Source organism: Mucilaginibacter sp. P2_A5, assembly GCF_056404995.1.
Genome location: NZ_JBFUCY010000008.1, coordinates 172,435 through 198,370 on the forward strand (window position 1 = coordinate 172,435; position 25,936 = coordinate 198,370).

Here is a 25,936-nt window from a genome sequence, read left to right on the forward strand (position 1 = left end):
TATTCCTATTGCCCCTAAACTTAAACAATGGTTGCCCTCTTGTAGTGTCCGTCCGCAGGGGGAACCGTACAAAAAGGGACAGGGGCAGACAGGCAAACTTTTGGCAAAACTGGTTTTAACCATACCCGTCCGGATTTGTATGTTAAAGAGTGGCACACCTGGACGGACGGACGGGCTAATTGATTAACGGAAGCTTGCGTTAAGGACAGAAACGGATACCGGCCTGTGAATAAGGCCTGTGCAGTATGAGTGTATGGCCTGGCACACACTTCTACCGGTGTGGGCAACGCCCGGTTACGCTTTCACAAGATATCGGGTAAAAAGCTTACCTTAGCTAAAGTTTAACCTTATCATATATTTAACCATAAATGCGATCGCTTTTTTCCTTGTTGCCCCCTAAAGCGTTACTAATTATACTTTTTTTTTACCCTGGCTTTATGTTTGCCCAGGCGCCGGCAATTAAGTATACCACCCCGCATACATACCAAATTAATAAGCCGATAGCTACCCTGGTACCCACGAATACAGGTGGCGCGGTGCCTGCCACAACCTATGGGCAGGTAAGCACTGTTATGGATTATGGTTCAGTTAGCGTTTTTTTAACCGTTACAGGCGTTGCAGTGGATAACGCCGGTAACTTTTTTATTGAAGACTGGGGCGATAATCAAATTAAGAAACTAACCCCGGCCGGTAAACTGTCTGTATTTGCGGGCAGTGGTGCTGCCGGTTCGGCAGATGGCAAGGGCCGGGCTGCAAGTTTTTCGGAACCGGACGGTATAGTTATTGGCCCTACAGGTGATTTTTTTGTTTCGGACCAGGCCACTAACTTAATAAGAAAGGTAAGCGTGAATGCCGACGTGACCACGTTTGCCGGCAGTGGCGCTGCAGGGGCTGAAAATGGTAAAGGCAAAGCGGCAAGTTTTAATAGCCCCAGGGGATTGGCCGTTGATGGATTGGGCAATATTTACGTTGCCGACCAGGCAAATAATATGGTCAGGAAGATTACGCCCGACGGAACGGTATCTACCTATGCAGGTAGCGGAGCAATGGGTTCTGCCGATGCTTTAACACCGCTATCGGCTTCATTTAATACGCCTACAGCGGTTGGGCTTGATACTCAGGGTAACTTATATGTTTCAGACTCTGGAAATGGCTCAATAAGGAAGATAACACCCGCCGGGGTAGTGAGCACCTTTGCAACTGGGTTTAACTTTCCGCGGGAATTGAGGGCTGATGGTGCTGGTAATGTGTATGTGGGCGATCAGCAGGATAACCTCATTAAACGAATATCGCCAACCGGTGTTGTAACCGTGGTAGCCGGTAGCGGCGCAAGGGGCCGAGCTAATGGTGTAGGCACAGCGGCCTCGTTTGCCGGAATAATTGGAATGGTGCTGGACGGAAAGGGCAATATGTTTTTGGGCGAAAGTGGTAATAACTCGGTTCGAAAAATAACTATTACAGGCTATACAATTGATAAGCCCCTGCCTGCCGGGTTGATTTTTGATGCTACCACCGGCAAAATTAGCGGCACACCAACAGTTTTATGGCCTGCAACAGATTATACCGTTACGGCTTACAATGCAACAGGAAGCAACAGCACTGTGTTAAATTTACAGGTTGTAGCCGAAATTGTATTAAAACCATCAATCATAAACTTTCCGCCACCGGTAGTTATACGGATCGATCCGGACAATATTTTGCACCCCGATGCAACCAGTACCAATACACAAACTCCTATAACTTATACCAGCAGTAACCCTGCTGTTGCTTATGTGGGTGCCGACGGGCAAATTCATGTAATTGCGCCAGGAGTTACCATTATTACTGCCAACCAGCAGGGTAATGAAAGCTATACCGATGCATCTCCGGTATCAGAAACCTTTACCATAACCCAGGACCAAATTATCGCATTTCCGGCAATAGCCGTTAAAAACGTGTGTAGTGCCGATTTCGCCGCAGGCGCTGTCAGTTCAAATTCTACTATTCCGCTTACTTATTCCAGCAGTAATACTGCTGTAGCTACTGTTGGGGCTACGGGTAATATTCATATTACCGGCCCGGGCAGTACCACTATTGAAGTTTCGCAAAGCGGCAACAATTTATATAACGCGGCTACGCCGGTATCGCAAATATTAACTGTTGAGCCATTGGTTAAGCCATCGGTAAAAATTACGCCCGATTTTTTTAGCAGCTGCGACGGCACATCTGTTACATATACCGCGATAGCTGCTAACCAGGGAGGCCACCCCACTTATCAGTGGCAACTTAACGGAATAAATAGTGGCGATAATGGTGATACCTATACCAGCAGTACCCTGAAAACCGGCGACCAGATTACTTGTGTAGTAACTAATAATGATGGCTGTGTTCCGGTTTCTTCGCCTGTATCGACCCCGGCTACATTGGCTGCCGATGCTAATAACACAACTTCGGTAACCATCACATCATCAGCCACCGGCGCGGTTGCTTTTGGTACGCCAATTACATTCACGGCAATTCCATCAACCAACGTACAAGATATTCCGGTGTATTCCTGGCAGGTAAACGGTGAAAGTGAGGGCACCAACAGCACCAACTTTACCTCCCGGCTTTTGTTAAATGGCGATGTAGTTACCTGTACCATGGTTTCGGGTGGCAAGTGCGTTATCAACCCATCAGCAACGTCTAATTCAATAACGGTTTCCATATTGCCTCAAAATAGTGAGCTGTTTTTTGTACCTAACGCTTTTACGCCAAACGGCGATGGGGCTAATGATGTTTGGAGTATAACCGATTTACTGCCCTTGCCCGATTGCACAGTAAATGTTTATAACAGGTATGGCATAAGGGTATTTTATTCTGTTGGCTATCAGCACCCCTGGGACGGCAGTATAAATGGCCAGCTTTTACCATCGGGCACGTACTATTACATTATCGACCCCAAAAACGGGGGAAGTAAGTTATCCGGACCGGTTACTATCCTTAGATAGCCTGGTGTTTGACAGCTACCTTCTATAGTTAATTTTTTTAAAAGCACCGATATTTGATTTGTTAAAACTTAATGCTCAAAAGTTTATTTTACTGTAACACCAATGCTGTAAGCCATGGAAACCGTAGTAAAAATCATATCAACCCAATATGTAACCCATAATGTAAAACAGTTCAGGCTCGAAAAACCCAATGGGTTCACCTTTACACCCGGGCAGGCTACCGAACTATCTGTAAACCAACCCACCTGGAAGGATAAGAAGAACCCTTTTACCTTTACGTGCCTAACCACCGACCCTTACCTGGAGTTCACCATTAAAATATACCCGGATAGTGCCGAGGGCGTAACCAACCAGTTAAGCAAATTAGCCGCAGGCGATGAGCTGATACTACGCGATGCCTGGGGCGCTATTGAATATAAAGGCCCCGGTTACTTTATAGCGGGCGGTGCGGGCATTACCCCGTTTATTGCCATTTTGAGGGAGTTGAACCAGAAAGGAAAGCTGGCAGGAAACAAACTGTTTTTCAGTAACAAAACAGATAGCGACATTATACTTGCAGATGAACTGAAAAGTATGCTTGGCGCCGATGCCGTATTTTTGATAAGCAGCCAAAAGGACAGCATCCATGATACCCGCCGTATTGACGAAGCTTTTCTAAAAGCCGAAGTAAGCGATTTTACCAAACACTTTTACGTTTGCGGCCCGGATGCGATGGTGGAGCAGATTAACGGTATTTTAACCAGGATGGGTGCAGATGCCGATTCGGTGGTGTTTGAGCGGTAGGGTTTTTGGTTCATGGTTCATGGTTGATAGTTCATGGATCATGGTTCGTAGTTCATGGTTGATGGTTCATGGATCATAGTTCATAGCCTCAGTGGAATTTGAAACTGTCGCCACCTTTCTGCAATCTTCGGCTATGAACCATGAACCATGATCCATGAACAAAATATAATCTGCCAGGTCTTCCAACAGCCATGAACTATGAACCATGATCCATCAATCCATGAACCAAACCGTCCACAGTGTTGGTCACCTCCAGACGGACGGACACCCCAAAAAATCCGAAATCGAAATTCCGAAATCCGAAATACTCTTTTACATTTGGGGTATGAGTATCCGGGTAGAAGCATTGACAAAAATTTACGGCGAGCAAAAGGCAGTTGATGGCATCAGCTTTACTGCCGAAACAGGTGTGCTGGGTTTTTTGGGACCTAACGGGGCGGGTAAATCAACCACCATGAAAATACTTACCGGCTTTATCCCCCAAACATCGGGTACGGCATCGGTTTGCGGGTTTGATGTGGCGGGGCAGTCATTAGATGTACGCAAACATATTGGCTACCTGCCCGAGAGCAACCCGCTATACCTTGATATGTACGTAAAGGAATCATTGGCGTTTATAGCAGGTATCCACAAAATGGCCCAACCCGAAGCACGCATTGCCGAGGTGATTGAACAAACCGGCCTTGGCCCCGAGCAGCATAAGAAAATAGGCCAGCTATCCAAAGGTTATCGCCAGCGCGTTGGCCTTGCCCAGGCCATATTGCACAACCCCGATGTGCTGATTTTAGATGAACCAACCTCCGGCCTGGATCCTAACCAACTGATAGGAATCCGCCGGTTAATTACCGATTTGGGTAAAACCAAAACCATCATCCTATCTACCCATATTATGCAGGAGGTAGAAGCCGTTTGCGATAAGGTGATTATTATTAACAAAGGCAAAATAGTTGCTGATGACACCCTGCAGGGGCTACGGGAAAAAAACAATAATAAAACGCTGGAAAAAATATTTATCAGCCTTACCAACTAATTGGTGTAAATATTTTACTTTCGCCCAATAATTAACCTTATCATAATAAACATGAAAAAAACATTACTCGCCGTTTTTATTTTATTTAGCGCCGTACTTACTGTTAAAGCACAGGACGATGAACTTTTACCAAGGTTTAGCGCAGGTTTTGGTGTTGGCGCTACCGTTGGCCCACAATCTTCCGGCCTTCCTGCTGCAGGAAGTGTAGCCTTGAAACTTGAATATCCAATTGCATCAAGCCCGGTATGTATCACCGCATCTACCGCCTACCAATTTTATGTATCAAAAGACGGATACTCTGCACAATATACCAATGGAGATAGTTATACCTCCGGCGCAATTGCTTCATTTGTGCCAGTTATGGTAGGTGCCAGAATATATTCCGGCAAGCTTTTTTTTGAAGGCGATGTGGGTGCATCGTTTAACCTTAACTCGGCTAAAGCATATACTGCCAAAAAGGTAGCACCTATACTTTCGCCAAGTATTGGTTATGGTTTCAGGTTCGGATCGGAGCAAAAGATTGGGCTTGATTTAAGCCTGTCATACGAAACAAGGCTGGAAAGCAGTAAAGAACCTTCCGATTATTCGTTAGTTAGTCCTTATATCAATAAATATGGCAGCTATAACCTGGTTGCATTCCACGTAGCTTTCAGCTTAGGATTGTAATATCGAAAAGATTTAATAAACGGCCCCGGCGATTAATTTGCCGGGGCTTTTTGTTTGAATGAAAAATCAATTCATAAAAAATATTAATAGCTTCACGTTGTAGCGTTTAACAATCTGTATGCGTAATTATTATAAACCTGAAATCTGTATGGCAGTTAAATATATCCGTCTTTTTATATTGTTGATGGTTTGCGCGGCTTCAAGTAGGGTTTGCGCGCAATCGGGCAGTAAAATGAGCATCAGCATCGGGCCCGATGTAGGCATACCCATCAATGCCGATCACCCTAACTCTGTACACACCCGCGATATTTACCAGGACGGTTTGGGCGGGATGATGAGGGCCGAGTTTCCGTTAACCTCTGTTTTGCATGCCACGGCAAGTGTAGGGTACGTGGTTTATCACTCCAACGTGACGTATTTATATGCTACACCAACCCAGTTGGGCAATTATGCAGGTCCGTCTAATCCAGGTAGCCCGCCGCCGTATAAATATGTTCCCTTAAAGGCTGGGCTGAGGTATTACTTTGTAAAATGCCTGTTTGTTAGTGCCGAAGCAGGCGATGCCGTAAAAATTGGTGACCGGGCTAATGCTTCGTTTATATATTCGGGGGGTGCCGGCGCGGCGGTTCCGTTTGGTGTTCACCACGCACTCGATATTGGTTTCCGGTACGAGCGTGGCTATAAAAACATCGACTCGGATTTTAAAATGGGGCAAATAGGTATCGGCTTTTCCTATAAATACACGTTTTAAAATAACTGCTGATTGCAGGGTTTAGCTTTCTGGTTTAATTCCTTAAAATTCTCTCATTGGGAGGTAATCCATATATTAATCTTATCACATGAAAAAAAAATTATTCACCCTGTTGATCTTAGCGGTTACCTCCTTTACAACAATGGCACAAACCAACGATACCAGGCCACCGAGGGTTGCAGTTGGCTTCAACCTGGGGGCCACCGTGGGGCCGCATAGCGATAACTACCCTGTAGCCAGTGGTTTTGGTGTTAAATTCGAATTTCCTATCAAATCAACCCCGGTTAGTATCATGGCTTCGGCGGCTTACACATTTATACTGTCAGAGGCTGCCTATTTCAATGATAGGCGTAATTATGATAACAGTTTTGACGGAGACGCACATATTGCCTCGTTTGCCCCCGTTGAATTAGGTGTAAGGGTATATATGGATGGTAACTTTTTTGTTGAAGGCAATGCAGGCGTATCGTTCAATTTAAATGAAAGCCACAGTAATTACACAGGCAAAAAAGTGGCCCTGGTTATAGCGCCCAACATTGGTTACGCCTTCAGATTTAAAGCATCAAAAAAATATGGGCTGGATTTAAGCCTGGGGTACGAAACCCGCCCCGAAGATTCCCAGCCCAATGAGTTTAGCAATTATGGCAGTTACAATCAAATAGCGGTGCGTGCGGTATTTAGCATAGCTTATTGATTTTAATAGCGATCTGTGAAGGCACAGATCGCTATAGTTGCTTTAAGCCTTCAGCATTCTGCTTTCAGCTTTAAAGGTTCCCCCTCAAATCCTGTTCCCGTTCAATGGCTTCAAACAGTGCCTTGAAATTGCCGGCGCCGAATGATTTGGCACCTTTACGCTGGATGATCTCGAAGAAAAGGGTAGGTCTGTCTTCAATAGGTTTAGTGAAAATTTGCAGCAGGTAACCTTCGTCGTCCCTGTCAACCAATATGCCCAGTTTTTTAAGAGGTTCCAGGTCTTCGTCTATATGGCCAACCCTGTCGGTAAGCTCGTCGTAGTAGGAGGTGGGGACGGTTAAAAACTCTACGCCGCGGTTTTGCAGTTCGGTAACAGTGGCTACAATATCGTGGGTGGCCAGGGCCAGGTGTTGTACGCCCTCACCCTCATAAAACTCCAGGTACTCTTCAATCTGCGATTTCTTTTTACCCTCGGCCGGTTCATTGATGGGGAATTTCACATAGCCGTTACCGTTGCTCATCACCTTGCTCATCAGGGCCGAGTACTCGGTCGAGATCATTTTATCATCAAAGGTTAAAATGTTTTTAAAGCCCAGCACTTCCTCATAAAAATTAACCCACTCGTTCATTTTATGCCAGCCAACGTTGCCCACGCAATGGTCAACGTATAATAAACCGGTCTCGGTTGGGTTATAGCTGGTTTCCAGTTTTTGATAGCCGGGCAAAAATAGACCCTTGTAGTTTTTACGTTCTACAAAAAGGTGAACGGTTTCGCCATAAAGCTTAATGCCGCTGGTGCGTACCTCGCCATATTCATCGCGCAAGGTTTGTGGCTGCTGGTAAGGTTCGGCGCCGCGGCTGGTGGTTTGCTCAAAGGCATCGTAAGCATCATCAACCCAAAGGGCCAATACTTTTACACCATCGCCATGCTTTTTGATATGCTCGGCAATAGGGTGGTCGGAGTGCAAAGGGGTAGTTAATACCAGCCTGATTTTGCCCTGTTGCAATACATAGGATGCCCTGTCGCGCAAACCGGTTTCAGGCCCGGCATAAGCCAGCGACTGAAAGCCGAAGGCAGTTTTATAATAATGGGCGGCCTGCTTGGCATTACCCACATAAAACTCAACATAATCGGTACCGTTAAGCGGTAAAAAATCGGTTGAGGTTGTTGGTTTATCTATGGTTTGTGTGTGCATTTTAATTAGTGAATTAGTGAGTTAGTGAATTAGTGATTTGAAAAGGGGGCTTACCTAATTGGTGAATTAGTGAGTTATTGAATTATTGATTTGAAGTGGGGGCTTACCTTTCAGCTTTTACCTTTCGCCTTTTGCCTTTCACCTTTTACCTGGCTACTGCCAGCTTTTGTAATAATTTTCATCCTCAATCTTTATGGCATCTTCCGTAAGCATCAACGGTCTGAAGGGGTCAATCATCACGGCAAGTTCGTCGGTTGATTCTTTTCCTATCGATTTTTCGACCGAGCCTGGGTGCGGGCCATGCGGGATGCCGCCGGGGTGTAGGGTTATCTGGCCTTTAACTACGCTTTTACGGCTCATAAAATCGCCATCTACATAATATAAAACCTCGTCGCTGTCTACATTGCTGTGGTTATACGGGGCGGGGATAGACAGTGGGTGATAATCATACTTACGGGGCACAAAGGAGCAGATCACGAAGTTGTTACCTTCAAATGTTTGATGTACCGGCGGTGGCTGGTGCAGGCGGCCTGTTATCGGTTCAAAATCATGAATAGATAAGGCCCACGGGTAATGGAAACCATCCCAGCCAATAAAATCAAATGGGTGTGTGCCGTAGACATAAGGATAAATAAGCCCCTGTTTTTTAATCAGGATCTTGAAATCTCCATGCTCATCATGGGTTTCCAGGCCGGCCGGGCGTTTGATATCGCGCTCGCAATAGGGCGAATGTTCCATCAGTTGGCCGTACTGGTTACGGTAGCGTTTGGGCGCTCGTATCGGGCTAAAGCTTTCGATGATGAACAATCGGTTTGCTGTGCTGTCAAACTCCATCTGGTAAATGGTGCCACGTGGTATTACCAGGTAATCGCCATAGCCAAATTTGATATTACCGAACCCGGTTTTTAAAGTGCCCGTGCCTTCGTGAATAAACACCACCTCGTCGGCCTGGCTGTTTTTGTAAAAATAATTGGTCATGCTTTGGCGTGGCGCGGCCAGGGAAATATGCAGATCGCTGTTTACCAGTACAGGTTTACGGCTTTGCAGGTAATCATCTTCGGGCGGTACATTAAAGCCAATAAGGCTGGTGTGCTTCAGGTGTTTTTCGCGGGCTATTTTAGGTTCAACGCTGTACGGCTCGCCCAAAGTTTTAACAATGGTAGGGGGGTAAGCATGGTAAACCAACGAGTAAAGGCTTGAAAAACCTTCGGTAGACACCAGTTCTTCGGCATATAAAGTACCATCGGGCTTACGGAACTGCGTATGCCTTTTAGGCGGAATCGCTCCTAATGAATGATATACAGGCATGTTGTTTTAATTGGTTGATAATAAAACGTTTGAAGTACCAGGATAGTTTCGGAAGTTTTAAATATGCTTATAGCGCGAATGAGCCATATGAAGCTAAACCGGCTTTGGCAACAGATAAAAAAGAAGAGGAGGGAACGAAGTTAGTATTGGGCCAGCACAGCTTTGGCCAGCATAGCATCCCTAAACGATGATGCATCGCTCATGGAGGTAAGCCCCAGGGAAAAGTAAAAGTGCTTTTGTATGCTCATGGTTTATTTAATACGAAGTTAGGTGCTTTAGTATTGCAATGCAAATTTTAGTTTGAACTGTGGTTGATTGGCTTAGCCGGCTACTTTGCAATGTGGTGTGGAAATAGCTTAGCCAGGCCGGAAAGCAAAAAATGTGTTAGCTGATAAATCAGAATTCTTTTTTCAATTTTTGAAATTGAAACGATTTTGTTACGCAAAAAGCGATTTATTGTTGTTTTTTTAACCTTGCTTAACAATATGTTAATCATGGGTTTATTTAATCATTAAACCGCCGGGGTTTCTTTGCAGGGATTTTTAATCCCCATCATAATGAAGAAACTCCTACCCCTGTTAATTATTTTCCAGTTTGTCATCAGCAGTTTTGCTTTTGCAAGTGGTACCATTAAAGGAACCGTTACTGACAGAAAAACAGGCGAACCCCTGGTTGGCGCTACCGTTAAATTAAAAAGTAAAGATAAAGGCTTCAAAGCATCAACCGGCGTTGGCCTCGATGGTACTTTTGTGTTTAAAAATGTACCCGCAGGTACTTACGAAGTTGAAGCGAACTACATTTCTTTTGAGGATGATGAAGCCAATGTTACCGTACAGGATGGCGCCATTGCAAATGTTAAATTATCTTTAAAAACAAAGGAACACGCTTTAAACGAAGTAGCCATAAATGGCCGCACCGATAAAAGTACCGATCAATCGGCAACCACCGCTCAGCGCAGGTCGCCGGCTTTGTTAAACGTGGTATCGGCACGCACAATTGAGGCATCGCCCGACATCACCATCGCCAACGTTACCCAACGTGTATCGGGCGTATCGGTTGATCGCAGTAACAACGGCGAGGCACAATACGCTATCATTCGCGGTATGGATGCGCGCTACCAGTATACATTGGTAAATGGCGTTAAAATCCCCAGTCCCGATAATAAAAACCGTTATGTGCCGCTTGATATTTTCCCGGCAGATATTGTTGACCGTTTAGAGGTTTCCAAATCGCTTACAGCCAATATGGAAGGCGATGCTATTGGCGGCGCTATAAACCTTGTGTTAAAAGATGCGCCTGATGATTTCACCGTTCGTGCCAACCTGGGTACGGGTTTGGCGGCCAATTTTTTTAACAAAGGCTTTACCAAATTTAATCATAGCGGTAGTTTGCAAACTTCGCCGCGTGCCGATGGCCGTATAGCTACCGGCGCCGATTTTACAACTGCGCCATTCCATTATAGCGAAAATAAGGTGCCTTTGGCTACCATAGCAGGCTTAAGCATAGGCGGCCGCAGCGCCAATAAAAAGTTTGGCGCGTTGTTATCGTTAAGCTATCAAAACACCTACAGGCAAACCAACGGCACATTTTTTAGCACCGAGGTTAACCCGGCAAACAACGAGCCGCTGGTTACCGATATTGAAAAACGTAATTACAACATTCAGCAACAGCGCACGGGTGTTATCACCAAGTTTGATTACCGTATCAACAATGCCAATAAGATTACCCTCGACCTGGATTACATCAATCTTGCGCAAAACACCTACAGGTTTAGCTCGGATACCAGTTTAGAGCTTGGCCGTGCAGGTATTGGTACCGGCCGCGTAGGCCAAACCTACCGCAGCGACAGGACGATACAAACCATAAAAAACGGCAATTTACATGGCGATCATAGGTTGAACGATAATTTCAGTATCAACTGGACGGCCGTTTACTCAAAAGCTACCGCCAATGAACCCGATAGGGCCGAACTTAACCTGAACACCGGCCGTAACGTTCAATCAGACGGTACTATTGTACAGGCGCCATTTACTTTTGATGCCAATAAAGCCCAAAGCCGCACATTCACCAAAAACTCTGATGAGGATAAAACGGGTTTCCTTAATTTTATTTACACACCAACTTTGTTCGATACTAAATTTGAATTAAGCGCAGGTGGTATGTACCGCGATAAAACAAGGCACAGCAGCTACGACGAGTACGACCTGAGGCCAGGCGCCGCAAACACCGCTCAAACATTCAACGGCAACGTTGATTTAAACACTTTCGATTTATTTAATACCCAGGGTACGCCAACCAATGCGCTTAATTACGATTTTACCGAGAAGGTTGGCGCCGGATATGGCCAGGTTAAGTTTACCGCAGGTAAATTATCAACTATTGCCGGCTTAAGGTATGAGCATACCAGCCAGGCCTGGCATACACAGGCTGATGCTTCGGTAGAAGGTAAAGACGGAACTATCAGATATTATGATTTACTACCAAGCCTAAACTTTAAATATCAGTTTAATGAAAAACAGGATCTGCGCCTGTCGTATTACTCGGCCATCAGCCGTCCAAATTTTTACGAACTGGTACCGCATACAGCCGGCGACCCGGATGCCCTTTATGACGAATTAGGTAACCCGAACCTGAAACGGATCACCGCCGAAAACTTCGACTTACGTTACGAACTGTTCCCTAAGGCGCTTGACCAGTTATTGGTGGGTGTGTTTTACAAATCAATAAACAACCCGGTTGAATACGCCATCGAAAAATCGGGAACAAGCTATGTATTAAGGCCGGAAAACTTTGGTAACGCCCATAACTACGGCTTTGAGGTTGATTATACCAAATATTTCAGAAGCTTTGGCATCCGTGCAAACTACACCTATACAAACTCTAAAATAACAACAGATAAAGAAGAGGATTATCGTAACGACCAGGGACAGGTAACACACCGTACCGTACAGCAAACGCGTTCGTTACAGGGCCAGTCAAAAAATATTGGTAACCTTTCATTACTGTACCGCAGCGTTAAAAACGGGCTTAATGCACAATTGTCATTTGTATACACCGGTGCAAGATTAAATACGGTATCGCCATATCTGAATAATGATATCTGGCAAAAAGGTTTTACAACGCTTGACCTATCGGCCGATAAACGCTTGTTTGGTAACCTGTATGTGTATGCTAAGGCAACCAACCTGTTGAATACCCCCTATGAATTAGAGATCAGGAGGCCTTACCCAACAGACGCTGTGAATGTTGAGCTACAAAAAGCAGGCGAAAACACAGCTGTACGGAAAGACCTTTACAAACAATATTACATACTTGGTTTACGGTATAAATTATAATGATATTAAAGATGAAAAGCTTAAACAAAATATATTTTGCATGCCTTACGCTATTAGCGCTAAGTGCATGCCATAAAGCCGAACTGGCAATTATTTCGCCACCATTGCACCAGGTAAGTAACGGTATTACTTCTGATACCCTTAAAGGGGCTGTAAAAGGCACTATGCTTAGCGGCAAAACTTATTATTTTAAAACCGATATTACTGTAAACGAAGGTGATACCCTGCAAATGGAGGCCGGTGTAAAGCTAATAGCCATAGGCGATGGCAAAACCTACCAAACAGCGCCGGAGATTATCATGCACGGTACTTTTATCAGCCTGGGCACAAAAGATAAACCTAACTATATAACCGTACAAAATGCCGGTACTTATCACACTGAAGCAAATGCGCAAAACTACACCGACGTTTTTAAAGGATGGTGGGGAGGTATTGTTTGCTGGCCCGACCCTTCATCAAAAAGTGCTACCCCAGGTGGCGATTTGATTATTAAATGGACACACCTTGAATTTGCGGGCGGCCCCGCAAGCGGTAACGAAACAGGCATTTACTCCAGCGGAGACCCAAGGTATATCATCTATTTTGCCAACATCAACAGGAACTTTATTTTGGAAGATTCGTGGGTATTTGGCGCCAAGGATGATGCCATCAGGGTGGCAGGTGGCAAAATCAGCGTAATGCGGAACACCTTTGAGCTTTGCGGACAATCGGGCGGAGAGTTTTTTAACATGAAAAGCGGCACCCGTGGCGATTTGGCTTATAACTTCATGATAGGCGCTGCAACCAACGCGTTAAAGGCATCTGACGCCGGCAGCTCGGGCACCCAAACCAATGTTAACATGTACAACAACACCATGGTTAACTGCGGTTTCAGGCAAACAAAATCTGGTCGTGGCGGCTCTATTAACTTTGAAAAGGCTGCACGCGGAACGGTTTATAACAATATTATCGCCAACTGCCGGTTTGGCCTGCGTTTAACAAGCGATGCGGATTTAATCAACATTAAGTACAACAATCAATATTATTACGGACAAACCCAAAAAATTGTAGACCTGTTTAATGCAGCTGATGGCGTATCAACTTTTCAGTCGGCTGATGTACATTCAGCAACACCAAAAGATAACGATCCTGCGTTTTATGGCTACGATCTTACTGCTTTTGATTATACGGCCAACCCGGGCCCGATGACGGTGTCATTACAGACACCGGCCGCGGTAATGGTTGGTACATCAAACTTCAGGTTAAAATCAACGTCGAAAGCGCTTAAGGCGGGCAAAACTGATTTTACACCAATGCACGCGGTAACCGCAACCGGTACTTACGGTACAGATATTACCCCTCCGGGTAAAGACGCGGGCGCTTATCAAAATGACTTTACGGGTAACCAGCATTAAGCCCCCTCTAAATCTCCCCCGGTAGGGGAGACTTTTAATTAGTATTTTTAAGCCCTCCCTTTTAGGGAGGGTTTGTTAATTATATACAAGCCATGAAAAAAGCCTTCTTATATCTTCTGCTTATTACGGCATCAGCCTTCACTGCCCATGCCCAGGATTGTGGTACTGCTTTTTTGGGGACCAAAACCTTGTATAAAGCGCCGATTACTAAATATACGCCTGTGCCCAAAGGTTACCAGCCAGTGTTTATTAACCATGTGGGCAGGCACGGGGCAAGGCATTTAACCAAAGATGTTAATACCACCGCTATATATGCCATTTTATTAAAAGCCGATAGCGCCGGCATGCTTACCGAAAAAGGCAGGCTGCTTAAACAAATGGTGCTTAATCTGCAAAAGGTTGAGAAAGGCAACATCAAATCCATATCTGCCGAGGGCCGTGCCGAACTGCGGCAAATAGGGGATAGGATGCATCACAGCTATAGTAATGTATTTGCCGGCGGCCCCAAACTGAATGTTACTTTTACCAAAGAGGTACGCACTAAACAAAGTGCCGATGCATTTTTGTCGGGGTTGAAAGTGGCCTTGAAAGATTCGGCGCAAATAACTGAAGCCAACGATGATGTAAACCTGCGTTTTTATGACGAATCGCCGGCTTACACTGCTTATAAGGATGGTACCGAATGGGAAAAATACAAAGCAGTTATTACCAAAGCCGAACATATTGACAACATCAACAAAAATATAACCACCAGGCTTTTTAAGCCGGCCTTTCTGAAATTACAGGACAAAAAATGGGCAGATAAAATGGTGAGCGATATCTGGGGATTTGCCACTATCGTATACTCGTTAAAGGAGGAAATCAAGCAAAAAAATCTCGAAGTGAAAGATCTTGACTTTACCCAATTTTTTACCTGCGATGAATTGAAGGCATTAGGTCGTACCGATGCTGTTGAAGATTTTTTGGTAAAAGGCCCTGGTGTAAAACCCAATGGTATACAGGTGATTATCGCAGCTCCTTTATTAGCCAATTTTATTACCACAACGGATGATTTTATAAAAACCGGAGCATATAATGCCAATTTCCGTTTTGCACATGCCGAAACTATTTCGCCGTTTGCGGCATTGTTGGGGATTAGGGGGGCCGATAAGGTATCACCTGATATCAATCAGTTTGATGCCGCCTGGCGGGCCTCAAACGTAGCCCCGCTAAGCTCAAATATCCAATGGGTATTTTATAAAAAGAAGGGATCGGCAAATTACCTGGTCATGATACTGCTGAACGAGAAGGAAGCGCATATCAGCGGGTTAAAAACAGGTTTCCCATATTACAAATGGGCCGATGTGCGGCAGTTATACCTTGCTAAACTGGCTAAGCTTAATCATAAGTTGGGCGATGATGCCACTGCGTTTTTAAAGGAGTTAAAATAGCTTTTTGTCCGCTCAGGGCCCGCCGCCGTTATCCTAAGGGTTAAATTAACTTCTGCAGTTTTCGGGTCTTTTTTTGGCCAGAGAGGTCAAGTAAAAATATATAAAAAAAAGCCCCCTTATACAGGAGGCTCTTAAACTATAAATCAGAACATGTTATTTAATTTCAATTTGCCTGCTTACAGATTTGGCTTCTTCTTTTTTGGCAATGTCTACCTTAAGTACGCCATCGGTGTAAGTAGCTTCAATACGGCTGTCATCGGCACTTTCGGGAAGGGTAAATGACCTCACGAATGAACTGTAACTGTACTCGCGCTTGCTGTAGTTCTTTTTCTCGTTATTGCTTTCTGATACTTGTTCAACAGAAATGCTCAATACGTTGCGGTCAATGTTTAGTTTAAAATCTTCTTTTTTTAAGCCGGGCGCTGCCAGTTCAATATGGTAATTTTCGGCTGTTTCGCTAATGTTAGCGGCAGGCACGCGGGCCACCATACGGTCGTTTAAAAAAGTGTCGTTAAAAATAGAATCAAAAACATCACTAAAGCCGGGCAGTAGTGAATTGTTCCTTTTTTCGGGATTAAATTTAACCAATGTCATGTGTTGTCCTCCTAAATAAATTTAATGATTGAACTTGTAATTAATTAAACTTCAGAACTTCGCGTTCTGATACTAACTTAACAATTAAAATGCCAGACGCCAACGCAGCCTGATAAGCTGAAAAATTTTCATATTCTGTGAAAAAATTGCAGGTTATGGCTGTCACAAATTCAAATATGGCAAACGTTATCTGTTACCCTCCATAAATAATCTAAGTCAAATATCAGATACCTATTCAAATCGCCAGCCCATCTAAAAACACAAAATCCCGGATGAAACCACATCCGGGACTTGTATAATTACCTTGCCAACTGGGCGCCCCGATAATTACCGGGGCGGCACCGTAGGGGTTTATGCCATTAAAAATTAGGATTGGCATCCTGTTCAGATTGAGGTATCGGGAATAATAAATGGTTATCGTCAACAGTAACACTAACCTTGGCCATAGCGGCCTTCAACCGTCCCAAACGTAAAAGGTCCCATCGGCGTTGTCCTTCTCCGCAAAGTTCCCGCGCCCGCTCGGCAAGTAAAGCGTCTATAAATGCATCGGGGGTAGGAGTATTTATCATATTCAGCTGATCTGTTAGCAATGATAAACCTGCACGTGCCCTCACTATATTTATCCCGTCAAATTTGGCAGGATCGGCAGGGTTAATATTATGCATAGCTTCTGATTGTAACAGGTAAATTTCGGCCAGGCGTAAAACAAACCAATCGCTCCGTGAATTATTATCTTGTTTCCACTGGCTATCCCTGAATTTATAAATAAAAGGGGTTACCGTTTGGGTTACACCTTTATTATCAACCGCCTGGTTAGATATGCTATAGGTTTTGCGCACATCCCTGTCGCCATCGGGAAAGCCATTATTGAAAAAGTTGTTCTGAGCAAAAAATGAGCCGTATCCGCCTAATACAGTTGGATAATACATCCGCAATATGATATTACCAACATTGGGCGCTGTACCAAAGCGTACCGCAAAAACTATCTCTTTATTGTATTTGTTATCCGAGCTGAATATACTGGCGTAATTGGTAAGCAAACTATATGAGGCATCATTAATTACTTTATTGCATTCGGCAAGCGCGTCCTGGCTATCGGTAGCCTTTGCCGCACCCGATTTGGCGCGTGTTAACAATACCTTTGCTAACATGCCGGATGCTGCGCCCGAAGATACTCTTCCCTTATTGCCGGCAACGATATTTTTTTCGGCATAGCAATTGGCTTCTGCATATTGAAGATCGGCAATAATCTGGTCATAAAGGGCTGCAATAGAAGCTTTTTTGGGGTACAGGTCAGGGGAGGAAGCGGTAACCGGCTCGGTAATAAGCGGTACCTGACCAAAGGCTGTAACCAGGTTAAAATAGCCCAAGGCACGCAAAAAACGGGCATTACCAACAATGTTTGCCCTTTCAACCGGGTCCATCGAAATCAGCGGAACGTATTTGATAACGTCGTTGGCATTCTTGATCATTTTGTAATCATTGATGTACCAGTTGCCAATTTCGCCATTAACGGCGGCAAAAGTATGGTTGGTTAGCGAGTTCCTGTCGGTTGAAGAACCAGGTGCCGCATACATCAGGTCCGATGCATTATCAGACACGATGAAAACCGTGCGCTGATAAAAGGATTGAGGCTGCATCGTGCTGAAAACTCCGTTTAAAGCCGCAACCGCATCGCCCTGGTTTTTATAAAAGTTTGTGGGCGTCAAAAAGCTATATGGCTGTTCGGTAAGAAATTTCTTACACGAGGTAAGGCTGAACGTTACTATCGCCGCAGCCATTAAAATTCTTATCTTCATATAAATGATATTAAGTATGTTTTTTGTTTAAAATCCTAATTTTACCCCCAACAAAAAGGTTCTTGGCGGCGGATATGAGTTAACGTCGGCCCCAAGGTTTAAGTTCTGGCTGCCGGGGTTCAGGTTTTGTGTACCTGCATTCAGGTTTTGGGCGCCAAAACTGTTTATTTCGGGGTTATAACCGGTGTATTTGGTGAAAGTGTGTACGTTTTGGACTGTGACATATACTGTTGAGGTTTTAAATACCCGTGATTTTGGCGAAACCGGTACATTGTATCCTAACGACACGGTTTGTATCCTCAAATAACTTCCGTCTTCCAGGTAATTATCTACTACGCCGGCGTTGCGTATGGATGTGCTAAGAACTCTCGGAATAGTATTGCTGGTTCCGGGGCCGCTCCAGGCATTGGCCATATAGTTATACACATTTGCTGTAGTTCCGTTGCTATGTGCGTAGCTGGTAAGGTTTAGTACCTTATTGCCCTGTACGCCCTGGGCAAAAACAGAAAGATCAAAGTTTTTGTAAGACAGGGTATTGTTTATGCTGAAAATAAATTTTGGAGCTGCCTGCCCGATAATTTGCCTGTCATTACCGTCAATTATTTTATTGCCGTCAACATCGCGGATGATAGCGTCGCCCGGTACCACGCCCGATATGCCTGCTGCGGTAATTTGCGCCTGGGTTTGGTATATTCCATCAAAATGATAGCCATAAAATGACCCTATAGGCTGGCCAACGCGCAAAATAGAAGGGGCAAGGCCGTTGGTCGCGATGTATGGGCCGGTATTACCAACCAGTATATTGTTGGTGCCGTTCATGTCCAATACTTTGTTCCGGTTTGCTGCGTAGGTAAGGGTGGTAGACCAGTTGAAATTTCCCGATTCAATATTTCTTGTAGTTAAAGAAAACTCAATACCGTGGTTTTCAACCTTTCCTGCATTAAGCAAAATGCTTGAAAAACCCGACGATTGAGGTATCGAAAAATTAAGCAGCAGATCGCTGGTTGTTTTATGATAATAATCGGCGGTGAGGCTGATGCGGTTATTAAAGAATCCCATATCGGCACCCACATCGAAGGAAGCTGTAGACTCCCAACTCAAATTAGGGTTAGCAATATTATTTGGTTGTACGCCAACCACACGTGTTGAAGACGTGCCCAAAGTGTAGCTGTTTATGCCATATTGAGGTAATGATTGATATGATCCTATTTCCTGATTACCGGTAACCCCGTAGCTGGCCCTGATCTTCAGGTCTGAGATTTGTTTTATGTTTTTAATGAATTTCTCTTCCGATGCCCTCCACGCAAATGCCCCGGATGGGAAATAACCCCGTTTCCTGGTTGCACCGAAGCGGGAAGACCCATCAGAACGCATGGTGAAAGTAAACAGGTACTTTTCCATTAGCCGGTAATTAATCCGGCCAAAATAAGAGGCAATAGTATTCCTGTACTTGTTGGATTGGGGCGTTAAAACATTGGCGCCTAAAGCCAGGTTATCGGTGCCTAAATTATCTGTAAAAAAGCCCTGTGCACTGCTGCTGAATGCCTTGGTTTTAAACTCCTGTAATGAAACACCGGCTACGGCATCAATTACATGTATTTTGTTGAATTGCTTATTGAAGGATAATGTATTTTCATTTAACCAGCTGTAGCTTGTATTATTGGATGAATAAGCCGTTCCGCCGGTTTGCTGCCCGATGTAAATAGTGGTAGGCAGGTATGAATTTTCGTTTGCAGTATTATAATCAACCCCAAAGCTGCTTTTAAATTTAAAGCCGGAGATAAATTCATACTCGCCAAAAGTATTAATAAGCCCGCGCGCATTAGCAATACGGTCTGTAGCCAATTCTAAAGCGGCAACCGGGTTGCCATATGTGCCAACATACGCGGCCGGTGCATTTGCAAATGTATATGCGCCGTTTGCATCGCGCAAAGGTGTAATAGGGCTCATACTCAGCGCGCCGCCGGCAGCGCCATATCCTACCCCGGTTATACTTGGGTCAACCGCCTGCAAATTATAGGAAATCTGCGAAGAAAAGCCCATCTTAATCTTCTTACCTATATTCCTGTCCAGGTTTAAACGTACCAGTTCGCGCCTGAAACCGGTAGCCCTCATAATACCGTCCTGGTCAAAATGGTTTAAGCTGAGGTAGTATCGCGCTTCGTTGCTGCCACCGTTAAAGCTTAGCTGGTAATTTTGTATGGGCGCGGTGCGGTACAGCTCGTCCTGCCAGTTGGTGCCCTTGCCAAACCCGGCAATCTGGTCGTCGGTGTAAGGTAAAGCTTTGGCAGTGGCTGGGTTGGCCGCATTGTATTCGGTATAATACCGGTTTAAATATTTGCCAAATTGCGTAGCGTCCATCAGCGGAAGTTTTTTGGCTATACGCTGTACGCCAGCGTACGATTCAAAATTTATGGCATGCTGCCCGGCTTTTCCCTTTTTTGTGGTAATAAGTATTACCCCGTTGGCGCCGCGGCTACCATAAATTGCCGTCGCCGAAGCATCTTTTAAAACCTCGATAGATTGTATATCATTAGGGTTGATAGAGGTAAGGTTGCCAACTCCGGCAAAACCATCAACAACATACAAGGGCTCGTTACCCGAGTTTATGGAGTTGGTACCCCGTATCCGGATAGATGTAGCGCTACCCGGCTGCCCGTCTGATTGGGTAAGCTGCAAACCGCTAACGCGTCCCTGCAACATCTGGTCGGCGCCTAGTACCGGCGTTTTATCCAAATCTTTCCCGCTTATGGAAGCAACCGATCCTGTAAGGTCGCTTTTACGTTGGGTTCCGTATCCAACCACAATTACTTCGCTCAGTTTCTGGCTGGCCTCATCTACCTTTAAAACTACATTTATTTGTGTTTTTGTGCCAACTTCTACCGTTTGCGTCAGGTAACCGATATACGAAAACACCAGGGAAGCCCCTTCGGGCACCGATACATCGTATTCGCCATTTCCATTAGTTACGGCACCGCCGTTTGTACCAAGTACCTTTACACTTACCCCAGGCAAAGGGCTGCCTTTGTCGTCAAGCACCGTGCCCTTTACCTGAATGTTTTTAATAACAGAACCCTTCAGGGCTATAATCACCAGCCCGTTATCAGTTGTCTGGTAATCAAGGCCGGTATTTTCAAGTATCCTGTTTAATACATCAAGCAAAGGCACGTTGTTAACATCAAGCGTAACCTGCTTGTCTTGCGGCAGCAATTGCTCGCTATATAAAAAACGGGTTTTCCCTTTTTGCTCAAGGGTGTTAATTGCCTTCCTCAAAGACGCGTCTTTAAGGTTAAGGCTAACCTTAACGTTTTGCGAATAACTGTTTGCCGATACATTCAAACAAAACAGAAAAGTGAGAACAAAAGTCCAGTTAAGCATCAATAAAAATTTTCGGTAATGGGGCACAGAAAATACTTTACCATGAAGTATTTCTTTTTTCATAATTTTACGGTGTTAGTAATTAAACAATCGGTTAGTTATCAGCAACATCCTGTTACTGATTTAATGGATCGATAATACAGCGGGGAATATTCGAGCATTTCCCGCTTTTTTATTGCAATCCCCTTCTCTCTTTAGTTAATGGTCACTATGTCATTGGCGGTTATCTTAAATTTAAATGGCCTTATAATTTGCATTTCTGTTAATGCCTGGGTTAGTGTTTCGTTCTCAAGAATGCCGGTAAACCTATAGCCGGCCGCGGTTTTATTATTGATTTTAAAGGTTACGTTATACCATTTCTCTAACTTCGGGGCCAGCTCTTCAAATGATTCATCTTTAAAAACCAGTTTGTTTTGCAGCCATGAAGTTTCTTCAATATAATCCTTGTTTGATATTTCAACGGGTTCAACGTTTTCTATAACCAGCTGGTTATGAATTGGTGGGGCGGCACTTTTATTGATATGCTCATTTAACACGCTTTCATTTAAAGCGAGTTTTTCTTTGGCGCGCAGCAATATCTTCCGCTGCGGATCGCTGTTAAGCGATAGTTCTATCAATCCCCTGATGAGTGTTGTTTCGGTAACAGCATCGCCAGGATAGGCCTTAATATTAAAAGCAGTACCTAAAACCTTGACAGCTATTTTTTCGGTATGTATTATAAACGGATGCTTTTTATCTTTGGCTACATCAAAAAATGCCTCGCCGTACAGCCTTACCTCCCTGCGGTCCTTATTCAGCATGGCATCATCGTATTGAAGCTTACTGTTGGTATTAAGCCAAACACTCGTGCCATCCGGAAGCACTATTTTTTTGCGCATCCGTTTGCCGCATACAATTTCGATATCGGGCGAGTATGAAACATTGTTGCTTTTTTTATCTTGATATAGTAAATAGAAAGCGCAACTGCTTATAGTTATCAATGAAGCGGCTATCAGCCAGCGTGTAACAAACCTTCTTTTTACAGGGGTGGCCAGGCCTTGCTGTTTATAATCAGCAAACTCATGCCCGTATTTTTGCTCATGCGCGGCAAAAGCTTCATCTATATCAGTTTCTTCCGGAAGTTCATTTTTAAAGGTGATCTGGTTTAATACTTCTTCGTAATACAAAGCCTCGGGGAACAATGCCAGCAGCTCATCCAGTTCCTGTAATTCCTGGCCGGTAGCCTCGCCGGCAAGTTTCCTGGTTAATAACTGTATGATCCTTTTCTGCTCCATCAATTAAAAAATGTTTGGCGATTAAACAGAAAGACAACGAAAACGAAAATTCTCCCTAAAAAAATTTAATATTTTTTTACAGGACTAAGATTAAACTCTTTTTTAATAGAAACAGATAAGCGCCGGGAGGCAATAACCAGTTGAGAGTCAACTGTTTTAACAGATATATCAAGTATTTCAGAAACTTCCTTATAACTCAGGCCATCTTCTTTTACCAGCCTGAAAATTATTTTGCACTTGGTTGGTAATTCGTTGATGGCGTTATTGAGGCTTGTCTTCAATTCGTCATTAATCAGTATCCACTCGGGGGTGGTATTATCAATCCGCAAATCAACAGAAATATCATCCAGAGAAATTATCCTGCCGCCCGAGTTCTTTTTTAAGATATTTAAGCACAAATTTTTTGCAATTACAAAAGCATATACTTTAATATTATTGATGGAGGTAATAGATTCCCGCTTTCGCCACAACGTGATCATTACGTCGGATGCTACTTCTTCTGCAAGTTCGGACGATTTTAACAGGCCGTAAGAAAAGCGTTTTATTGATGGAAAAAGCAATCCAAATAACTTTTTGTAAGCAATATAACTGTCATGCACAGCCACTTCTTTTACAATATCCGTTAAGTCAGACAAATTGTACGACATTTTTGATTGCTTATAATTAAATTAGGTTTATTACGATACAAGACCAGTATCCAATGATACAAACTAAAATAAAATATTTGTATTAAACTAATGGTATTTACATATAGGGGTTACCCCAGGTACAATATGTTAATATGTTATATAGATGTAAATCAATGAATATTTTGCAAAAAACACTTCCAATTCCACTAATTGACCTGTAAATGAACCTGGATGATTCAAAAAAGGGAATTAATCGGCTTATTAAAAAAACAAAGGATATGGTAATTATGCTGAATGATTAGCCAATTTTGCTTAATTAAATATTAACCTGCCCGCCCAAGGGTTACCTAAAGACTGGTTCGCTGCAGCGAAAAACGAGTAAAGTAGCCAGGGGATACTTTGATATGTATTGATAGTCAGCAATTTACAATAGTATCGCTGCTTTGTAGCGATGACGATATATTTTCAAATAGCTTTTTTATAAGTTTTGCAATTGTGTATATTACATTCGCTATGGATAACATCCCAGCAGGTTTAAATAATACGTAACTTGTTTTTATTGCTGAAGAACTTTTTAATTATGACGAGACCTTTTTTACTTAACGCAGGTTAACAAATTAACAAACTGAAAATTGCGTTTTCCGGTCCGGAGCAGTATACAGACGTTTTTTTAAGCCAAACTTTATTACTTTCATATTACCAATAAACCTACATCCCGCAAGATGCAAACACAGGAAAGCACCCATGATAATTTGATGGCATTTTTTGATGCCATGGATGAAGTTTTCTTTTCTGTTGACACGGTAAACATGCAGGTATTACAGATTTCGCAGGCATGCGAAAAACAATATGGTTATAAACCAGCCGATTTTATTGCGGGTAACCGGCTATGGTTTGATATGGTGCACCCCGAGGACAATCATATTGCTGTTAATGAGCAAAAAAGATTAGAGCAAGGCGAACGGACCAACAGTCAATACCGCATTATACGTAAAGATGGAATGATATGCTGGGTGGAGAAAAAGACAATTCCCATTCTGGATGAAACCGGGCAATTAATAAGAACAGAGGGGATTATAAGGGATATTACTTCTGATAAAGCCGAAAAGGAAACGCTTAGATTGAGCGAAGAGCTATACCGGCAGATTGTTGAAACCGCGCAGGAGGGTATCTGGACCATTGATGAAAACGAAAAAACAAACTTTGTAAACATAAAAATAGCTGATATCCTGGGTTACTCTGCCGAAGAAATGATGGGAAAGGAGCTTTATGATTTTATGGATGAAGAGGGCAAGGCCTACGCCATAGCCTGTATGGAAAGGAGAAGAAATGGGGCTAAAGAAAATTTAAATATCAGGTATGTAAAAAAAAGCGGTGAAGATGTATGGGCAAATATATCGGCCAACCCAATTTTTGATAAAACAGGTAAGTACAAGGGTGCCCTTGCTATGGTAACAGATATTACCCAAAGTAAACAGGACCAGGAGGCGCTTCAAAAATCAGAAGCAAACCTGCGTGCAATTTTCGATAACACCGATATAGCCTACGTACTGTTTGATGACGTACTGAACATAGTTTCTTTTAACGCGCAGGCGCAAAAGTATTCCGAAGAACGCCGAAACAAAACGTTGAAGACAGGCCAGGCCATGAAGGGGTATTTCCCGCCAGATAGAACGGCTTTTATGGAAGAAATACTGGATAAAGTGATCAGGAACGAAAGCGCCGAATATGAAGTAAGTTTTCCAAAAAAAGATGGTACTGTTGAATGGTACCATATTCAATGGTTTGTTGTAAAAAATAGCGAACATAAGCCTTGTGGTTTTGTGGTGGCTAACAAAAACATTACCGGACATAAAATTGCCGGGCTTGAGCGCGAAAGGATAACCGCCGACCTGATTCAGCAAAACAAAGATCTGGAGCAGTTTACCTATATCATATCGCATAACCTGCGCGCGCCTGTGGCCAATATAATCGGGCTGTCGTACCTGGTTGATGAAAAAGGTGGCACATTGGATGAAATGCGCGAGGTGCTTGAAAAAGCCGCCCGATCGGCAAAAGATATTGATACTGTTATACAGGACCTTAACCATATTTTGCAAACCCGCAAAGTGGTAAACGAACAAAAAGAAACGGTGTATTTTAACGGCCTGGTAAATGATATCAGGGTTAATATGCAGCATATCATAACAGATGAAAACGTTTATTTTGAATGCGCTTTTGATGAGGTAGATGCTATATTTACTATCCGGAGCTTTATGTACAGTATTTTTTATAATATTATTTCAAACAGCATCAAATATCGCCGTACGGGTATTGTGCCCATTATTCATATGGAAAGCCACTTGCATAAAGATAAAATAAGGCTGACTTTTAAAGATAATGGAAAGGGTATTGATCTTGACAAGAATGCCGCCAGCCTGTTTGGCTTGTACAAACGTTTTGATACCACTATGGAAGGCAAGGGCATGGGGCTTTTTATGGTTAAAACACAGGTTGAAGCCTTAGGCGGCAGCATAAAAGTAAAAAGCCAGCTAACACAAGGAACTGAAATTATTTTAGAATTTCCGTTTACAAAGCCGGCGAATGAAATGCTATAAATATCAAAAACATCCTATAGCCCGAAAGGTACAAGGCTCCCTTGCCTTATCCTTGTTTACTTAAAAAAATTATATAACAGAGCCACCCTTTGCTCCTCAACCCCGTAATA

17 protein-coding genes are annotated in these 25,936 nt (G+C 43.6%); 10 read left to right on the plus strand and 7 right to left on the minus strand.

The annotated features are described in order from the left end of the window. Positions 1 to 368 precede the first annotated feature (368 nt). The 6 genes from AC1DXF_RS09240 to AC1DXF_RS09265 all read left to right on the plus strand — a co-directional run bounded on the left by AC1DXF_RS09240 (position 369) and on the right by AC1DXF_RS09265 (position 6,893). Entirely contained in the window at positions 369 to 2,969 is a 2,601-nt protein-coding gene (locus tag AC1DXF_RS09240) for a T9SS type B sorting domain-containing protein (protein WP_477448021.1), read from the plus strand. Between the two features lie 114 nt (positions 2,970 to 3,083). Then, complete coding sequence (locus AC1DXF_RS09245) at positions 3,084 to 3,752, plus strand: flavodoxin reductase (RefSeq protein ID WP_477448022.1); 669 nt, start codon at positions 3,084 to 3,086, stop codon at positions 3,750 to 3,752. Positions 3,753 to 4,077: 325 nt separating this feature from the next. After that, positions 4,078 to 4,782 carry an ATP-binding cassette domain-containing protein gene (locus AC1DXF_RS09250; protein WP_477448023.1) on the plus strand — a complete coding sequence of 235 codons (705 nt, stop codon included), beginning with the start codon at positions 4,078 to 4,080 and terminating at the stop codon, positions 4,780 to 4,782. Between the two features lie 51 nt (positions 4,783 to 4,833). Further along, complete coding sequence (locus tag AC1DXF_RS09255) at positions 4,834 to 5,448, plus strand: hypothetical protein (RefSeq protein ID WP_477448024.1); 615 nt, start codon at positions 4,834 to 4,836, stop codon at positions 5,446 to 5,448. 148 nt (positions 5,449 to 5,596) lie between these two features. Next, on the plus strand, positions 5,597 to 6,199 hold the full coding sequence (locus AC1DXF_RS09260; RefSeq protein ID WP_477448025.1) for a hypothetical protein: 603 nt from the start codon (positions 5,597 to 5,599) through the stop codon (positions 6,197 to 6,199). Between the two features lie 88 nt (positions 6,200 to 6,287). Continuing rightward, positions 6,288 to 6,893 (plus strand): hypothetical protein, encoded by a 606-nt coding sequence (locus tag AC1DXF_RS09265; RefSeq protein ID WP_477448026.1) that lies wholly within the window; start codon positions 6,288 to 6,290, stop codon positions 6,891 to 6,893. 70 nt (positions 6,894 to 6,963) lie between these two features. Here AC1DXF_RS09265 and hppD read toward each other — a convergent pair whose 3' ends face one another. After that, the gene (hppD, locus tag AC1DXF_RS09270; RefSeq protein ID WP_477448027.1) at positions 6,964 to 8,088 is read right to left on the minus strand and encodes a 4-hydroxyphenylpyruvate dioxygenase; all 1,125 of its coding nucleotides are present in this window, start codon (positions 8,086 to 8,088) and stop codon (positions 6,964 to 6,966) included. 153 nt (positions 8,089 to 8,241) lie between these two features. Further along, positions 8,242 to 9,396 carry a homogentisate 1,2-dioxygenase gene (locus AC1DXF_RS09275; protein WP_477448028.1) on the minus strand — a complete coding sequence of 385 codons (1,155 nt, stop codon included), beginning with the start codon at positions 9,394 to 9,396 and terminating at the stop codon, positions 8,242 to 8,244. Positions 9,397 to 9,953: 557 nt separating this feature from the next. On the opposite strand from AC1DXF_RS09275, the gene AC1DXF_RS09280 reads away from it, so the two are divergent. From AC1DXF_RS09280 to AC1DXF_RS09290, 3 genes are all read left to right on the plus strand, one after another. Beyond that, the gene (locus AC1DXF_RS09280) at positions 9,954 to 12,731 is read left to right on the plus strand and encodes a TonB-dependent receptor (protein WP_477448029.1); all 2,778 of its coding nucleotides are present in this window, start codon (positions 9,954 to 9,956) and stop codon (positions 12,729 to 12,731) included. A gap of 11 nt (positions 12,732 to 12,742) precedes the next feature. Then, positions 12,743 to 14,125 (plus strand): hypothetical protein, encoded by a 1,383-nt coding sequence (locus tag AC1DXF_RS09285; protein WP_477448030.1) that lies wholly within the window; start codon positions 12,743 to 12,745, stop codon positions 14,123 to 14,125. 92 nt (positions 14,126 to 14,217) lie between these two features. Then, entirely contained in the window at positions 14,218 to 15,555 is a 1,338-nt protein-coding gene (locus AC1DXF_RS09290; protein WP_477448031.1) for a histidine-type phosphatase, read from the plus strand. Positions 15,556 to 15,708: 153 nt separating this feature from the next. Here AC1DXF_RS09290 and AC1DXF_RS09295 read toward each other — a convergent pair whose 3' ends face one another. The 5 genes from AC1DXF_RS09295 to AC1DXF_RS09315 all read right to left on the minus strand — a co-directional run bounded on the left by AC1DXF_RS09295 (position 15,709) and on the right by AC1DXF_RS09315 (position 23,247). Next, positions 15,709 to 16,149 carry an Hsp20/alpha crystallin family protein gene (locus tag AC1DXF_RS09295; RefSeq protein WP_477448032.1) on the minus strand — a complete coding sequence of 147 codons (441 nt, stop codon included), beginning with the start codon at positions 16,147 to 16,149 and terminating at the stop codon, positions 15,709 to 15,711. A 359-nt stretch (positions 16,150 to 16,508) separates the two neighbouring features. Next, on the minus strand, positions 16,509 to 17,948 hold the full coding sequence (locus AC1DXF_RS09300; protein WP_477448033.1) for a RagB/SusD family nutrient uptake outer membrane protein: 1,440 nt from the start codon (positions 17,946 to 17,948) through the stop codon (positions 16,509 to 16,511). A gap of 27 nt (positions 17,949 to 17,975) precedes the next feature. Beyond that, a complete protein-coding gene (locus AC1DXF_RS09305) occupies positions 17,976 to 21,389 on the minus strand; it encodes a TonB-dependent receptor (RefSeq protein WP_477448034.1) in 3,414 nt (1,137 codons plus the stop codon). A 131-nt stretch (positions 21,390 to 21,520) separates the two neighbouring features. After that, on the minus strand, positions 21,521 to 22,600 hold the full coding sequence (locus AC1DXF_RS09310) for a FecR family protein (RefSeq protein ID WP_477448035.1): 1,080 nt from the start codon (positions 22,598 to 22,600) through the stop codon (positions 21,521 to 21,523). A 65-nt stretch (positions 22,601 to 22,665) separates the two neighbouring features. After that, a complete protein-coding gene (locus tag AC1DXF_RS09315; RefSeq protein WP_477448036.1) occupies positions 22,666 to 23,247 on the minus strand; it encodes an RNA polymerase sigma factor in 582 nt (193 codons plus the stop codon). A gap of 704 nt (positions 23,248 to 23,951) precedes the next feature. Here AC1DXF_RS09315 and AC1DXF_RS09320 point away from each other — a divergent pair. Continuing rightward, positions 23,952 to 25,826 carry a PAS domain S-box protein gene (locus tag AC1DXF_RS09320; RefSeq protein ID WP_477448037.1) on the plus strand — a complete coding sequence of 625 codons (1,875 nt, stop codon included), beginning with the start codon at positions 23,952 to 23,954 and terminating at the stop codon, positions 25,824 to 25,826. Positions 25,827 to 25,936 lie beyond the last annotated feature (110 nt).

Coding starts and splice junctions, on each gene's coding strand:
- hppD (WP_477448027.1), bottom strand. CDS start 8,088: ATGCACACACAAACCATAGATAAACCAACAACCTCAACCGATTTTTTA.
- AC1DXF_RS09285 (WP_477448030.1), top strand. CDS start 12,743: ATGAAAAGCTTAAACAAAATATATTTTGCATGCCTTACGCTATTAGCG.
- AC1DXF_RS09275 (WP_477448028.1), bottom strand. CDS start 9,396: ATGCCTGTATATCATTCATTAGGAGCGATTCCGCCTAAAAGGCATACG.
- AC1DXF_RS09305 (WP_477448034.1), bottom strand. CDS start 21,389: ATGAAAAAAGAAATACTTCATGGTAAAGTATTTTCTGTGCCCCATTAC.
- AC1DXF_RS09245 (WP_477448022.1), top strand. CDS start 3,084: ATGGAAACCGTAGTAAAAATCATATCAACCCAATATGTAACCCATAAT.
- AC1DXF_RS09295 (WP_477448032.1), bottom strand. CDS start 16,149: ATGACATTGGTTAAATTTAATCCCGAAAAAAGGAACAATTCACTACTG.
- AC1DXF_RS09290 (WP_477448031.1), top strand. CDS start 14,218: ATGAAAAAAGCCTTCTTATATCTTCTGCTTATTACGGCATCAGCCTTC.
- AC1DXF_RS09265 (WP_477448026.1), top strand. CDS start 6,288: ATGAAAAAAAAATTATTCACCCTGTTGATCTTAGCGGTTACCTCCTTT.
- AC1DXF_RS09255 (WP_477448024.1), top strand. CDS start 4,834: ATGAAAAAAACATTACTCGCCGTTTTTATTTTATTTAGCGCCGTACTT.
- AC1DXF_RS09260 (WP_477448025.1), top strand. CDS start 5,597: ATGGCAGTTAAATATATCCGTCTTTTTATATTGTTGATGGTTTGCGCG.
- AC1DXF_RS09320 (WP_477448037.1), top strand. CDS start 23,952: ATGCAAACACAGGAAAGCACCCATGATAATTTGATGGCATTTTTTGAT.
- AC1DXF_RS09300 (WP_477448033.1), bottom strand. CDS start 17,948: ATGAAGATAAGAATTTTAATGGCTGCGGCGATAGTAACGTTCAGCCTT.
- AC1DXF_RS09310 (WP_477448035.1), bottom strand. CDS start 22,600: ATGGAGCAGAAAAGGATCATACAGTTATTAACCAGGAAACTTGCCGGC.
- AC1DXF_RS09240 (WP_477448021.1), top strand. CDS start 369: ATGCGATCGCTTTTTTCCTTGTTGCCCCCTAAAGCGTTACTAATTATA.
- AC1DXF_RS09280 (WP_477448029.1), top strand. CDS start 9,954: ATGAAGAAACTCCTACCCCTGTTAATTATTTTCCAGTTTGTCATCAGC.
- AC1DXF_RS09315 (WP_477448036.1), bottom strand. CDS start 23,247: ATGTCGTACAATTTGTCTGACTTAACGGATATTGTAAAAGAAGTGGCT.
- AC1DXF_RS09250 (WP_477448023.1), top strand. CDS start 4,078: ATGAGTATCCGGGTAGAAGCATTGACAAAAATTTACGGCGAGCAAAAG.